The following is a 12,125-nucleotide window of genomic DNA, read 5'->3' on the forward strand; positions in this document are numbered from 1 at the left end:
CCCAAAACGGCTGACTGAAAGCGAAGACCCATGCTGCAACGTCTCGATGTGACACAAGTGCTGACCGCCAATCTGGCCAACCAGATCAAGCTGTTCGCCGACGGCGCCAGCATGGCGGATTTCACACGGCTGCATGCCGAGGGCCAGGTGGCGGGCTTCACCACCAACCCGACTTTGATGCGCCGCGCGCAGATCACCGACTACGAGGCCTTTGCCAAGGAGCTGCTTCAGCACATTCCCGACGCGCCGATCTCGTTCGAGGTGTTCTCCGACGAGTTCGAGGACATGAAGCGTCAGGCCCGCAAGATCGCGCGCTGGGGCGACAACGTCTACGTCAAGATCCCCATCACCAACACTAAGCGCGAGAGCAGCTTGCCGATGGTGCGTGAGCTGGCCGCCGAGGGCGTGAAGCTGAACGTCACGGCGATCCTGACGCTGGAGCAGGTGGCCGGCACGGTCGATGCGCTGGAAGCCGACGTGCCCGCCGTGGTCTCGGTGTTCGCCGGCCGCATCGCGGACACGGGCGTGGACCCGATGCCGATCATGCGCGCCGCCGTGGCCATGGCCGCCCGCAAGCCCAAGGCCGAGGTGCTGTGGGCCAGCGTCCGCGAGGTGCTCAACATCTACCAGGCCGCCGATTGCGGCTGCCACATCATCACCTCCACGCCTGACGTGCTGAAGAAGCTGTCGATGGCCGGCAAGAACCTGGATGACCTCTCGCAGGAGACGGTGGCCATGTTCTACGACGACGCCGTCGCCGCGGGCTTCCAGCTCTAGGCCGCTGTCGTGGCCGCCTCGATCGCTAGAGCGCTGGTGCTGGCGGCCGGCATGGGCAGCCGGATCCGCACGATCGCCGGCGATCTGCCCAAGCCGCTGATGCCGTTCGGCGACGACACCATCCTGGCGCACAACCTGCGCTGGCTGGCGGCCGGCGGCGTGCGCGAGGTCTGGATCAACCTGCATTTCGCCGCCGACGCCATCCGCGAGGCCATCGGCGACGGCTCGGCCTTCGGCCTGACCGTGACCTATGTCTACGAGCCCGCGCTGCTGGGCACCGCCGGGGCCCTGGCCAATATCGCCTCGGTCGTCGATCGGCCGATGCTGGTGGTCTATGGCGACAACATCGTTCGTTGCGACCTGGACGCCCTGGCCGCGCGCCATGCGGCGACCGGCGCGGAAGCGACCCTGGCGCTTTTCGACCAGCAGAGCCATCCGCACACCGGCATCGCCGGCGGCCGGGTCGAGCTCCACGCAGACGGCCGCGTCAGCGCCTTCGTCGAGGGCGCGGCCTCGGCCTCGACCCTGGTCAACGCCGGCGTCTATGTAGTCGAGCCCAGACTGCTGGATCTGATCCCGAGCGGGACGAGCGTGGATTTCGGCCGCGACGTCTTTCCGGCCATGCTCGATAGCGGTCGCGCGCTGCAGGGCTATGTGATCGACGCCGCCGGCTTCTGCCTGGGTCTCGACACGCCCGAGAGCCACGCCGAGGGGCAACGTCTGCTGGCCGAGGGGAGGATCGCGCTGTGAGCGTTCCCGCCGTCTTCCTCGACCGCGACGGCGTGCTCAACCGCATCGTCTGGCGCGACGGCAAGGCCGCCTCGCCGCGCGCCGTCGAGGAACTCGAGATCGAGGACGAGGCGCCCGCCGCCCTGGCCGCGCTGAAGGCCGCCGGCTTCAAGCTGCTGGTCGTCACCAACCAGCCCGACGTCAGCCGTGGCCTCATGACCGCCGAGACCTTGAACGCCATCCATCGCCGCGTGTCAGAGGCCTTGCCGGTCGACGACATCGCCGCCTGCACGCACGACAACGCCGATAACTGCGCCTGCCGCAAGCCCAAGCCGGGCCTGGTTCTGGATCTCGCCGCCCGCCACGGCGTCGACCTGGAGCGATCCTGGCTGATCGGCGACCAGGAACGCGACATCGTCTGCGGCAAGGCCGCCGGCTGCCGGACCGTGCTGTTGGCGCGCTCGTATAATTCAGGTCGGGAATCCGACGCCGATCACGTCGTGGAAACCTTGTCGCAAGCCCTCGCGGTCATGATGCGGCCAACTACGCTCGCCCAGGCCGGATAAGGAACACAGCTCATGTTCGCGGATCATTTCTTCGACGCCGCCGCCCGCGCGATGGCGGCCATCGATCGCAACGCCGTCGAGGCGATGGCGGTGAAGCTGGCGGCGGTGCGCGACGGGGGCGGGCGACTGTTCCTGCTCGGCGTCGGCGGCAGCGCCGGTCACGCCAGCCACGCCACCAACGACTTCCGCAAGATCTGCGGCTTCGAGGCCTATTGCCCGACCGACAACGTCTCGGAACTGACGGCCCGCATCAATGACGAAGGTTGGGAAGGCACTTTTTCGACTTGGCTGGAAAGCAGCCGGCTGAAGCCGGAAGACGGCCTGCTGATCTTCTCGGTCGGCGGCGGCAGCCTGGAGCCGCCGGTCAGCGCCAACCTGGTGCGCGCCATGCAGCTGGCCAAGCAACGCGGCGCGACGGTCACCGGCATCGTGGGCCGCAACGGCGGCTACACCGCTCAGATCGCCGACGCCTGCGTGGTGGTGCCCACGGTCGATCCGCAGCTGATCACGCCCCTGGTCGAAGGCCTGGCGGCGGTGGTCTGGCACCTGCTGGTCTCGCACCCGGCCCTGGCCCAGAGCAAGGGTCACTGGGAGCAGATCGCGCCTGTCGCGGCGACGGCTTGACCCCATGATCTCCACTCGCACCCCGTTGCGCGTCACCCTGGGGGGCGGTGGCACCGACTTGCAGAGCTATTACCAGCACGATGGCGGCTTCATCTTCGCCATGGCGCTGGACAAGTACATCCACATCTCGGCCCATCGGCCGGCGTTCCATGACCATGTGGCGCTGATGGGCCCCGATCCCGAAACGGTCGCCCGCTCGACCGATCTCAAGCACGAGCTGGTCCGCGCCGCGCTGCTCAGCCACGGGATCGAGACGGGCTTCGAAGCCGCCTCGATCGGCGATATCGTCGGCGGCACCGGCCTGGGTTCGTCCAGCTGCTTCCTGGTCGGCTTCCTGCGGGCGCTGCACGCGCTGAAGGGCCACACGCCCGACCGTCAGGCCTTGGCCGAAGAGGCCTGCGATCTCGAGATCAACGTCCTGGCCAAGGGCATCGGCAAGCAGGACCAGTACATGGCCGCGTTCGGCGGCCTGACGACCCTGGACATCGCGCCGGACGGACAGGTGAAGGTCGGCGCCGTCGCCATCGATCCCGAGGTCGAGGCCGCCTTCGTCGCCCACACCCACATCTACTATACCGGCCTGCGCCGCGACGCGGCAGTGATCCTGGACGACCAGAACAGCGCCATGCTGGCCGCCGGCGCGCAGCACGACCAGGTCGCCCAGAGCCTGGGGGCGATCAAGGACCTGGGCTACCGCATCCGCGACGCGTGGGTCGCCGGCGACCTCGAGGGCTGGGGCCTGATGCTGCACGAGCACTGGCTGAGCAAGAAACGCCTGTCGTCCAAGATCAGCTGGCCGCACATCGACCAGCTTTACGACCATGTCCGCGCCAACCATGGCGTGACGGGCGGCAAGGTGATCGGCGCCGGCGGCGGCGGCTTCCTGATGCTGTTCACGCCGGGTCCGGGCGACGCGCTGGAGGCCTACATGGCCTCGCAGAACATGCCGCGCCTGCATTACGGCATCGATCGCGGCGGCGCGCAGGTGCTGCTGGGCGACGAGCGATAGGGCGGGACCATGGGGCTGGGCCGCGCTGTTCATCCATTCGACGTCAGGGCGCGCGCGCCGCTGCGCCTGGGCCTGGCCGGCGGCGGCACTGACCTGTCGCCCTATTGCGACCAGTTCGGCGGCGCGGTGCTGAACGCCACCATCGACCGCTTCGCCTTCGCCCATATCGCCCCCAATCCCGACGGCGCCCTGGTGTTCCGGGCCCGCGACCTGGGCGCCGACGAGGTGTTGATCCCCGGCGCGCCGCTGGCGCTGGACCAGGAGCTGATCCTGCACAAGGCGGTCTACGCCCATGTGGTCGAGACCTATCTGGACGGCCGCGCGCCGGCCCTGACGGTGTCGACGACCATCGACGCGCCGGCGGGTTCCGGCCTAGGCTCGTCCTCGGCCCTGGTCGTGGCCCTGGTCGAGGCCTTCCGCGTGGCGCTGGAGCTGCCGCTGGGCCCCCACGAGGTGGCGCGGCTGGCCTTCGACATCGAACGCGTCAAGCTGGGCCTGGCCGGCGGTCGGCAGGACCAGTACGCCGCCGCGTTCGGCGGGGTGAACTATATCGAGTTCCTGGCCCAGGAAAGGGTGCTGGTCAGCCCGCTGCGGGTGCCGCGCGCCTATCTCAACGAGTTCGAATCCTCGCTGGTGATCTGCTTCACCGGCCAGTCGCGACGCTCGGAAGGCATCATCCAGGAACAGATCGACGGCCTGCGCGGCATGAACGCCGAGACGATCGACAGCATGCATCAGCTGAAGGCCGACGCCGCCTCGATGCGCGAGGCCCTCCTGCGCGGCGACATGCGCGACCTGGCCGACATTCTGATGCGCTCGTGGGCGGCCAAGAAGCGCACCGCCAAGGGCGTGGCCACCGATGTCGTCGACCAACTGTTCGACCTGGCCATCGCCAACGGCGCGTGGGGCGGAAAGGTGTCAGGCGCGGGCGGCGGCGGCTTTCTGATGTTCTGCACCGACCCGGAAAACCGCTACCACCTGATCTCGGCGCTGAACGCCGCCGGCGGCCAGGCCAGCTCTGTGAAGATCACCTTCGACGGAGCCGAGGCCTGGAGCGTGCCGCGATGAGCGGTCACGTGCGGCAGGTCGCGATCCTGATCGGCGGCGCCGGCTCGCGCCTGGGCGCCCTGACCCGCGACGTCCCCAAGCCGATGCTCGACGTCGGTGGCCGGCCCTTCCTGGAGCATCTGCTGGAGAAGGCGAGAGGACACGGTCTCAGCCATGTCCTGTTGCTGGCTGGCCACCGCGCCGACGTCGTCAGCGACTATCTGGTCGCCAGCGGCGTGGCCGAGCGCCTTGGTCTGCACATAGAGCTTTCGGTGGAGCCAGCGCCCCTGGGCACCGGTGGAGCCCTGTCGCATGCTCGTGCGCATCTCGAAGACGCCTTCCTGCTGGTCAATGGCGACACCTGGTTCGACTTCGACTGGCGGGTTCTGGCGGAGGGCTCAGCCCATCTCGCCACCATCGCCTTGCGGTCCATTGAGATCGCCGACCGCTATGAGACCATCGTCCTCGATGGCGACCGCGTCGCGGCCTTCAAGCCCCGCACAGGGGAGCCGACGCCCGGCCTGATCAATGGCGGGGCCTATCAGTTGTCGAAGGCGGTGATCCCCGTTGGCGGGGCCGTGTCGTCGCTGGAGCAGGATTTGCTGCCGGCGCTGTGCGCACGGGGCGACCTGGGCGGCAGGGTGTTCGAGGGGCCGTTCATCGACATCGGCCTGCCAGAAAGCCTGGCGGCGGCCCAGCGCATGTTCCGCGCCTAGGAGCGCGGGGCCGTCGCGACGGGATCGAGAGTCCCGCCGCGACGGCGCGACGGATCAGGCGTCGCCGTCGGCGAGATCGGCGATCAGGCCGTTGATCGGCTCGTCGAACGCGGTGGTGACGTTGTGACCGGTGTCGATGACGCCGACCTTGGCGACATGCGGGGTTTCCACTTCGGGCGGGGTGTCTTCGGACGGCGTGGTCATCGGGCTGCCTTTGAATACGAGGGGCGCCGGGCGACTTTCGCCCCACAGGCCCCGGAGCCGAGGCTGCCATGGCGCCGCTTGGTTGTCAGCCCAACTTCGCCTTGGATGCGCGCCCATGAACGGTCGCCCATGTCGAAGGCCGAGCAACCGATCGCGCGCCGACAATTTGGGCGCTCGGCGCCCCGCCGCGAAAATCCCGTGACGGCATGCTATGGGGAGCCATGACCGAGATCGAAGACCGCCTCGCCGCCGCCGCCTTTCGCCGCCTGGTCGAGCACCTGCGGATGCGGACCGACGCCCAGAACGTCGACCTGATGGGCCTGGCCGGCTTCTGCCGCAACTGTCTGGCCGACTGGGTCGAGGAGGCCTCGGACGGCGCCCTGGATCGAAATCAGGCGCGCGAGGCGATCTACGGCATGCCTCAGTCGGAATGGAAGGCGCGTCACCAACAGGCCGCGACGCCCGAGCAGTTGGCCCGCATGGACGCCAGCGTGGCCCTGAACGCCAAGCTTCGCGCCGAGCGAGGCTAGGACCGCTTTGCGTCAGTGCGTCAGCACGACGCCGGCCGCGACCGCCACGAAGTGCAGGCCCGCGCCGGCGCAGACGAAGCCATGCCAGACGGCGCGGCGATAGGGCAGGCGGGGATTGAGGAACAGCAGGCTGCCGCCGGTATAGACCAGCCCGCCCGCGATCAGCAGGGCGAAGGCCGCGAAAGGCAGGCTGTGGCGCAGCGGCTCCAGCACCAGCAGCGCCACCCATCCGAAGACGACATAAAGCGCCGTCCAGACCCGCTCGGAAATCCTCGGCAGGGCCAGCTTGCCGACGATTCCGGCGGCGGCGAGGGTCCAGACCAGGCTGGTCATGCCGATCGCCCAGGCGCCGTCGAGGCGCTGGGTGGTGAAGGGCGTGTAGGAGCCGGCGATCATCAGGAAGATCCCCGCCTCGTCGAGGCGTCGCAGGGCCGGACGCGCTGCCGAGACGTGGCTCAGATTGTAGACTGCCGAAAACGCCAGCATGCAGATCAGGGCCGCGCCGTAGAGGCCGGCGGCCAGGACCATGCCGGGCCGGCCGGTGATCAGCGCGCGCTCGACCAGCCAGACCGCGCCGACGGCGGCCAGGGCGATGGCGACGAGGTGGATCCATCGATCCGCCGCCCGCTCCCCGGCATTGGGATAGTGATCGACCAGATATTCGTCGGGGATGGCGCGCATGAAGGCATAAGGCCGGCCGTCGGATGTTGTTCCGCGAACCGCCCCGCGAGCGACCGTCTGGACCGAGACGACTAGGCGCTGTTGGCGAGCCGTAGCAACAACTGCTCGACCAGGGCGCGGCGGCCTACGTCGTCGGCGGTCGGCGTGGCCACCACGACTCGGCCGTCGCCGACGGAGAGATCGCCGGCCCATCGGGACAACGCCTTTTCGGCGGCCTTGAGCGCACCGGGCGTCAGGGTCAGGGCCACGCCCTTGGGACCGGCGCGGACCTGACGGACTCCGGCCGCCTTGGCCAGGCTCTGCAGGCGGGCCTGCCCCAGCAGGGCGTCCAGAGCGTCGGGAAGGGCGCCGAAGCGGTCCTCCAGCTCCTCCTCGAAGGCGTCGATTTCGGCCAGCGCCTCGATCCGCGCTAGGCGCGCATAGAGGCCGATGCGAGTGACCGCGTCGGGCACATAGTCCTCGGGGATCGCGCCCGGATCGCCCAGACCGATATCCGGTATCCATTCGCCAGCCTCGACCTCGCCGCGCGCCACCCGCACGGCGCGCTCAAGCAGCCGTTGATAGAGCGCAGCCCCGATCATCCGGATGTGGCCGGCCTGGTCCTCGCCGACCAGGTCGCCGCCGCCTCGCAGGTCCAGGTCCCGGGCGCTGATCGCCAGGCCCGAGCCCAGCCGGTCAAAGGCCTCCAGGGTCGACAACCGCGCCCGGGTGGCGTCGGAGAGGTCGTCCTGCGGATCCGACAGCAGATAGGCGACGCCCTGGGCACGGCCCCGGCCAACGCGCCCGCGCAGCTGGTGCAGCTGCGACAGCCCGAAGCGGTCGGGCCGCCAGACGATCATGGTGTTGGCGCGCGGCACGTCGAGACCGCTCTCGATGATGTTGGTGGCCAGCAGCACGTCGCCCTCGCCGTCGGCGAACCCGACCATCACAGCGTCGGCCTCGTCGGCGGGCAGGCCGCCATGGGCGACGCGCACCGACAGTTCAGGGACGAGCTCGGCCAGCTGGCTTTGCAAGGGCCCGATGTCCTCGATGCGCGGGGCGACGAAGAAGCTCTGGCCGCCGCGCCGCTTCTCCCGCAACAGGGCGGTGCGCAGGCTGGCCGCGTCGAACGGCGCCAGGAAGGTGCGGATCGGCCGCCGGCGCGCGGGCGGGCTGGCGATTACGCTGACGTCCTGGATGCCGACCATGGCCGCCTGCAAGGTGCGCGGGATCGGGGTGGCGGTCAGGGTCAGGAGGTGGCCGTCGGCGGCCAGGTCGCGCAGTTGCGCCTTCAGGGCCGCGCCGAACTTCTGCTCCTCGTCGATGATCATCAGGCCCAGATTGTCGAAGGCGACGTCCTTGCCGCCCAGGGCCTGGGTGCCGATGACGATGCGGATTTCGCCGCTCTCCAGCCCCTGCTTGACGGCTCGCGCCTCGGCCGGCGTCACTAGGCGCGAGAGATGGGCCACGCCCACGCCTGTGCCGGAGAATCGGCGCTTGAAGGTCTCCACATGCTGTCGGGCCAGCACCGTGGTCGGTGCGGCCAGGGCCACCTGCCGGCCGCTCAGCGCCACGGCGGCGGCGGCCCGCAAGGCGACCTCGGTCTTGCCGAAGCCGACATCGCCGCAGACCAGCCGGTCCATCGGCCGGCCCGAGGCCAGGTCGGCAAGCACGGCCTCGATGGCGGCGGACTGGTCTGGCGTCTCCGGGTAGGCGAAGCGCGCGGCGAACCTGGCATAGGCGGCCTTCGGCGCGGTGATCGGCTCGCAGCGCCGGGCCTCGCGAGCCTTGGCCAGGGCGACCAACTGCGCGGCGGCCTCGTCGACATGGCGGCTGACCTCGGCCCGGCGCTTGATCCAGCCGTCGCCCTTCAGGCGGTCCAGCGTGACGGCGGCGGCCTCGGCGCCATAGCGCCAGATGCGGCCGATCTCCTCGATCGGGGCCAGAAGACTGGCGCCGCCGTGATAGTCCAGCTGCAGGGTGTCGCGTGACACGCCGTCGATTTCGATGGTCTTCAGGTCGCGCAGCACGCCGACGCCATGATCCTCGTGCAAGACGACGTCGCCGGGGCGCAGATCGGGTTCGGCGACCAAGTCCTGCAGGCCCGAGGTCGGTCGCGCGGCCATGCGCCCGCCGACCACGTCGCTGGCGGCGATCACCGCCAAGCCCGCGGCGGCGTCGACGAAGCCGGTGTCGAAGTCGATCTGCAGGCTGACGACCTGGCCCAGGTCCGCCGCCATCGCCGTGTCCCAGTCGGCGACCGGATCGGGCTTCAGGTCCAGCCCGCGCGACAGGGCCTTGGCCAGCGGCCGCTGTTCCTGCTTGAGGCCGGTCAGCACGACCCGGCGGTGGGCGTCACGGTGTGTCTGCACCAGATCGCAGAAGGCCCGTCCCGGATTGCGCTGGGCGGCCAGGTTGGGGATCGGCTCCAGGCCTTCCAGGTCCAGCGCCGTGGTCTTCCAATCGGCGAGGGCGGCCTGCAGGTCCTCGCCCAGCAGGTAGAGCGCGGCGGGCGGCGAGGCGACCGGGCCGTCGGCGCCGCCCAGGCTGCGGCGAGCCTCGTAGGCCTCGATGACGTGGTCTTCGACATCGGCCAGGCGGGCCAGCGACTTGGCGTCGGTCGACAGCCGCGCCTTGGGCAAGAGGTCGAACACGCTCTGCAGCGGGCCATAGTGCTCGGCCAGGGCGTGCTCCGCGCCGCCGTTTCTGGACGCTTCCGCCTCGGCCTCCGCCAGGATGAGTTCGCTGGCGGGACCCAGTGACAGGTTGTCGATCTCGCCTTCGGATCTCTGGCTGAGCGGGTCGTAGGTGCGGATCTCGCCGATGGTCTCGTCGCTGACGACGATCCGCACCGGGCGAGCCGCGTCGGCGGGAAAGATGTCGATGACCTCGCCGTGGAAGGCGATCTCGCCGGGCTCGTCTATGCGGTCGTCGAGGACGTAGCCGGCGCGAGCGGCGAAGGCCGCCAGGGCGTCGCGGTCCAGCGCCTGTCCGGGCTCCAACGTCAGGAAGGCTCCGTCCAGCGCCGCGCGCGGCGGCAGCTTCTGCACCAGCGCCTCGGGCGAAGTGACGACGACGTGGCCCGCCGGGTTCTCCGCCAGCCTCTGCAGCACGCGCATGCGCCGGCCCATCACGTCGCGCGATGGCGAGGCGCGGTCGTAGGGCAGGCAGTCCCATGGCGGCAGGACCAGTACGTCCAGGCTCGGCGCCAGGCCCGCCAGGGCGCGGCCGATCTCCTCGGCCCGCCGTTCGCTGGAGGCCACGTGGACCAGGCTGGCCCCGCGCAGGGTCGCCGCCTGGCGGGCCAGGGCGACGGCGGTGGCCGAGGCCGGCGCCTGCGACGCCACGCGTGCGGGTTCCTGTTGCGGCCGCGCGCCGGGCGTCAGGGTCTCGCCGACGGAAGGCGTGTGAGGATCGGCCGGGGCCATGCGCAACTCTGGTCAAAAAAGGGAGGCCCGACGGGATCGCGAGCAGGGCCACAACACCGGGTGATCGAGGAAGTTGCAGCAGTGCGAACGGCGGCGAGGCCAAAATCGCTCCACAGGCGTTTGCTCTCCGTAACGATAGGAGCCGCCATGTCAGACGCCGCCATCTCCCCGACCGCCGACACCTATCCCGAAGGCGCCGATCTGTTGGTCTCCTCCGGCCCGCATGACGCGTCGTTCTGGGATCGCCACCCCGACGTCGAGCGCTATCGGATCGTGGTGCGCACGCAGCAGGACGGCGAGCCGTCCGACGTGCTGGTCTGGCTGAAGGACGGCGTGCGGCTGGACGCCGAGCAAACCTTCGAGGTCGATGCGCCGCCGCCGCCTGAGCGGCCGGCAGACCTGGACTTTACCTTCGACACCGCCCACGACCCGGGCTTCTTCGAGCGCCATCCCGACGTCGTCGCGCGGCAGTGGGACCTGCAACTGAACGACCATGCCGACGGCGCCAGGCGGCGACTGCGCCTGTGGCTCCGACCCCGGGCGGAGGGGCTGGCCTAAAGCCTGGCGCTCATGGCGGCCAGCAGCGCCTGGGCCGCGAGGCGCGACGTCACGGCTTGGTCGCCGATGATCAACAGGCCGTCCCCGGCGCCGTCCGGTTCGATATCGAGGCGGCTCGGGGTCACGGCGACGGGCTTTCCCGCCGCCAGGATCTGGCCGATCATGCCGCCGGCCGGGTTCTCCACACGCGGCGGCCAGACGCCGCCCGACACCCCGATGCAATAGGCGCCGTCGAAGTCCTCGGGCTCGACCTGGTCGATGGCCAGGGTGTCGACCAGGGCGTCGCGCGCGAGCGGGTCGGCCTGGAAGCGGCGCATCAGAGGCGTCGTATCCATGCGTCCGCCGTCGGCGGTGCGCATGCCGGGATCGCCGCCGGACATCGAGGCCAGCACAATCTCGGCGCCCGCATCGCGAAACAGATAGTAGGGCTCAAGAAAGCGCTCGAACCGCAGGATGGGCGGCGGGGCGGACTGCCGGCTGTCGACGTCCGCGATCAAGATCATCAGAATCCGCATCACATTCCCCCCGCCGCATGAAGGCCGTGGGCCTCGTCGACCGTCGCGGCGGACATCGCGCGGGACGAGTTATCGGTTGTGAAAAGGTGTGAAGCCGGCGGTCCGTACCGCTCTTCCGGTCCGGTTTCAGGAGAACGTGGGCGCAGCGCGGCGCAGCTTTCGCCATTGCGCGGGAGACGCGCCGGCGACGCGGCGAAACAGCCTCGACATGTGCGCCTGGTCGCTGAACCCGCAGGTCAGGGCGACGCTGCAGAGGGGCTCCTCGCTGGTCAGCATCACGCGCTGCGCCTGGGCGACGCGCCGGCTCAGGATGTACTGCTGGGGCGTCACGCCGAAGGTGGTCTTGAACGCCCGCGAGAAGTAGGAGGCGCTCAACCGGACCCGGGCGGCGAGGTCGCCGATCCTGATCTGAGAGGTCAGGTTGTCGTCGATGTGGGCGACGGCCTTCTTGCTTTGCCAGGGCGCGAGCCCGGCCTGATCGCTCGACGCGCGCTTGGCGGGCTGTTCGGACCGTTCGCCCTCCAGCAGGGCGACCGCCCGTGACAGCGAGGCCCTGGCGACTTCCCGGTCGCTGTCCAGCGCATCGAAAGCGTCGGCCAGCAGGCGGCTGAGCAGCGCGACGGAGCGGCCGCTCTCGGCCTCGCGGGGGGCGAACGACCGCGACGGTTCGCGAACCCGCAGAACCGAAGCAAACGGATCGGCGCGGTTGGACGTTGTGGCGAGGGCTGCTGTCGTCATGACCTGGCTCCTTGATCGTCGCCC

General features: G+C 69.9%; 14 protein-coding genes. 9 read left to right on the plus strand and 5 right to left on the minus strand.

Annotated features, from left to right (window positions below; translation table 11 throughout):
• Window positions 1-30 precede the first annotated feature (30 nt).
• From AC1RUS_RS03600 to AC1RUS_RS03630, 7 genes are read left to right on the plus strand one after another with little or no spacing between them, the layout of a single operon-like run.
• Window positions 31-777: a transaldolase gene (locus AC1RUS_RS03600; RefSeq protein WP_492913125.1), complete on the plus strand. Its 747-nt coding sequence runs from the start codon at window positions 31-33 to the stop codon at window positions 775-777.
• A 9-nt stretch (window positions 778-786) separates the two neighbouring features.
• Entirely contained in the window at window positions 787-1,527 is a 741-nt protein-coding gene (locus AC1RUS_RS03605) for a nucleotidyltransferase family protein (protein ID WP_492913127.1), read from the plus strand.
• Window positions 1,524-2,072, plus strand: coding sequence for a D-glycero-alpha-D-manno-heptose-1,7-bisphosphate 7-phosphatase (locus AC1RUS_RS03610; RefSeq protein WP_492913129.1), 549 nt, complete (start codon window positions 1,524-1,526; stop codon window positions 2,070-2,072). Before AC1RUS_RS03605 ends, AC1RUS_RS03610 begins: the two co-directional genes overlap by 4 nt.
• Before the next feature lie 12 nt (window positions 2,073-2,084).
• Window positions 2,085-2,696, plus strand: a complete 612-nt coding sequence (locus AC1RUS_RS03615; protein ID WP_492913131.1) for an SIS domain-containing protein — start codon at window positions 2,085-2,087, stop codon at window positions 2,694-2,696.
• A 4-nt stretch (window positions 2,697-2,700) separates the two neighbouring features.
• Window positions 2,701-3,705: a GHMP family kinase ATP-binding protein gene (locus AC1RUS_RS03620; protein WP_492913133.1), complete on the plus strand. Its 1,005-nt coding sequence runs from the start codon at window positions 2,701-2,703 to the stop codon at window positions 3,703-3,705.
• A gap of 9 nt (window positions 3,706-3,714) precedes the next feature.
• Window positions 3,715-4,773 carry a GHMP family kinase ATP-binding protein gene (locus tag AC1RUS_RS03625; protein ID WP_492913135.1) on the plus strand — a complete coding sequence of 353 codons (1,059 nt, stop codon included), beginning with the start codon at window positions 3,715-3,717 and terminating at the stop codon, window positions 4,771-4,773.
• Window positions 4,770-5,468 carry a sugar phosphate nucleotidyltransferase gene (locus AC1RUS_RS03630; protein ID WP_492913137.1) on the plus strand — a complete coding sequence of 233 codons (699 nt, stop codon included), beginning with the start codon at window positions 4,770-4,772 and terminating at the stop codon, window positions 5,466-5,468. Before AC1RUS_RS03625 ends, AC1RUS_RS03630 begins: the two co-directional genes overlap by 4 nt.
• Before the next feature lie 54 nt (window positions 5,469-5,522).
• Here the strand turns inward: AC1RUS_RS03630 and AC1RUS_RS03635 are convergent, their stop codons facing one another.
• Window positions 5,523-5,672 carry a hypothetical protein gene (locus AC1RUS_RS03635; protein ID WP_492913139.1) on the minus strand — a complete coding sequence of 50 codons (150 nt, stop codon included), beginning with the start codon at window positions 5,670-5,672 and terminating at the stop codon, window positions 5,523-5,525.
• Between the two features lie 221 nt (window positions 5,673-5,893).
• Here AC1RUS_RS03635 and AC1RUS_RS03640 point away from each other — a divergent pair, with 221 nt between their 5' ends.
• The gene (locus tag AC1RUS_RS03640) at window positions 5,894-6,202 is read left to right on the plus strand and encodes a DUF1244 domain-containing protein (RefSeq protein ID WP_492913141.1); all 309 of its coding nucleotides are present in this window, start codon (window positions 5,894-5,896) and stop codon (window positions 6,200-6,202) included.
• 12 nt (window positions 6,203-6,214) lie between these two features.
• Here the strand turns inward: AC1RUS_RS03640 and trhA are convergent, their stop codons facing one another.
• Both trhA and AC1RUS_RS03650 read right to left on the minus strand, forming a co-directional pair.
• Window positions 6,215-6,883, minus strand: coding sequence for a PAQR family membrane homeostasis protein TrhA (gene trhA, locus AC1RUS_RS03645; protein WP_492913143.1), 669 nt, complete (start codon window positions 6,881-6,883; stop codon window positions 6,215-6,217).
• 71 nt (window positions 6,884-6,954) lie between these two features.
• The gene (locus AC1RUS_RS03650; RefSeq protein WP_492913145.1) at window positions 6,955-10,290 is read right to left on the minus strand and encodes a TRCF domain-containing protein; all 3,336 of its coding nucleotides are present in this window, start codon (window positions 10,288-10,290) and stop codon (window positions 6,955-6,957) included.
• A 147-nt stretch (window positions 10,291-10,437) separates the two neighbouring features.
• Between AC1RUS_RS03650 and AC1RUS_RS03655 the strand changes: the two genes are divergently transcribed.
• A complete protein-coding gene (locus tag AC1RUS_RS03655; RefSeq protein ID WP_492913147.1) occupies window positions 10,438-10,848 on the plus strand; it encodes a hypothetical protein in 411 nt (136 codons plus the stop codon).
• Here the strand turns inward: AC1RUS_RS03655 and AC1RUS_RS03660 are convergent.
• Window positions 10,845-11,351 (minus strand): type 1 glutamine amidotransferase family protein, encoded by a 507-nt coding sequence (locus AC1RUS_RS03660; protein WP_492913149.1) that lies wholly within the window; start codon window positions 11,349-11,351, stop codon window positions 10,845-10,847. The genes AC1RUS_RS03655 and AC1RUS_RS03660 overlap by 4 nt on opposite strands.
• A 138-nt stretch (window positions 11,352-11,489) precedes the next feature.
• On the minus strand, window positions 11,490-12,101 hold the full coding sequence (locus AC1RUS_RS03665; RefSeq protein ID WP_492913151.1) for a helix-turn-helix domain-containing protein: 612 nt from the start codon (window positions 12,099-12,101) through the stop codon (window positions 11,490-11,492).
• Window positions 12,102-12,125 lie beyond the last annotated feature (24 nt).

The organism is Caulobacter sp. GW821-FHT10F06 (assembly GCF_058809215.1).

Excerpts from the sequence above, each read along its gene's own strand:
- AC1RUS_RS03600 (WP_492913125.1), top strand. The coding sequence starts at position 31 with ATGCTGCAACGTCTCGATGTGACACAAGTGCTGACCGCCAATCTGGCC.
- AC1RUS_RS03615 (WP_492913131.1), top strand. The coding sequence starts at position 2,085 with ATGTTCGCGGATCATTTCTTCGACGCCGCCGCCCGCGCGATGGCGGCC.
- AC1RUS_RS03620 (WP_492913133.1), top strand. The coding sequence starts at position 2,701 with ATGATCTCCACTCGCACCCCGTTGCGCGTCACCCTGGGGGGCGGTGGC.
- AC1RUS_RS03625 (WP_492913135.1), top strand. The coding sequence starts at position 3,715 with ATGGGGCTGGGCCGCGCTGTTCATCCATTCGACGTCAGGGCGCGCGCG.
- AC1RUS_RS03630 (WP_492913137.1), top strand. The coding sequence starts at position 4,770 with ATGAGCGGTCACGTGCGGCAGGTCGCGATCCTGATCGGCGGCGCCGGC.
- AC1RUS_RS03635 (WP_492913139.1), bottom strand. The coding sequence starts at position 5,672 with ATGACCACGCCGTCCGAAGACACCCCGCCCGAAGTGGAAACCCCGCAT.
- AC1RUS_RS03640 (WP_492913141.1), top strand. The coding sequence starts at position 5,894 with ATGACCGAGATCGAAGACCGCCTCGCCGCCGCCGCCTTTCGCCGCCTG.
- trhA (WP_492913143.1), bottom strand. The coding sequence starts at position 6,883 with ATGCGCGCCATCCCCGACGAATATCTGGTCGATCACTATCCCAATGCC.
- AC1RUS_RS03650 (WP_492913145.1), bottom strand. The coding sequence starts at position 10,290 with ATGGCCCCGGCCGATCCTCACACGCCTTCCGTCGGCGAGACCCTGACG.
- AC1RUS_RS03655 (WP_492913147.1), top strand. The coding sequence starts at position 10,438 with ATGTCAGACGCCGCCATCTCCCCGACCGCCGACACCTATCCCGAAGGC.
- AC1RUS_RS03660 (WP_492913149.1), bottom strand. The coding sequence starts at position 11,351 with ATGATCTTGATCGCGGACGTCGACAGCCGGCAGTCCGCCCCGCCGCCC.
- AC1RUS_RS03665 (WP_492913151.1), bottom strand. The coding sequence starts at position 12,101 with ATGACGACAGCAGCCCTCGCCACAACGTCCAACCGCGCCGATCCGTTT.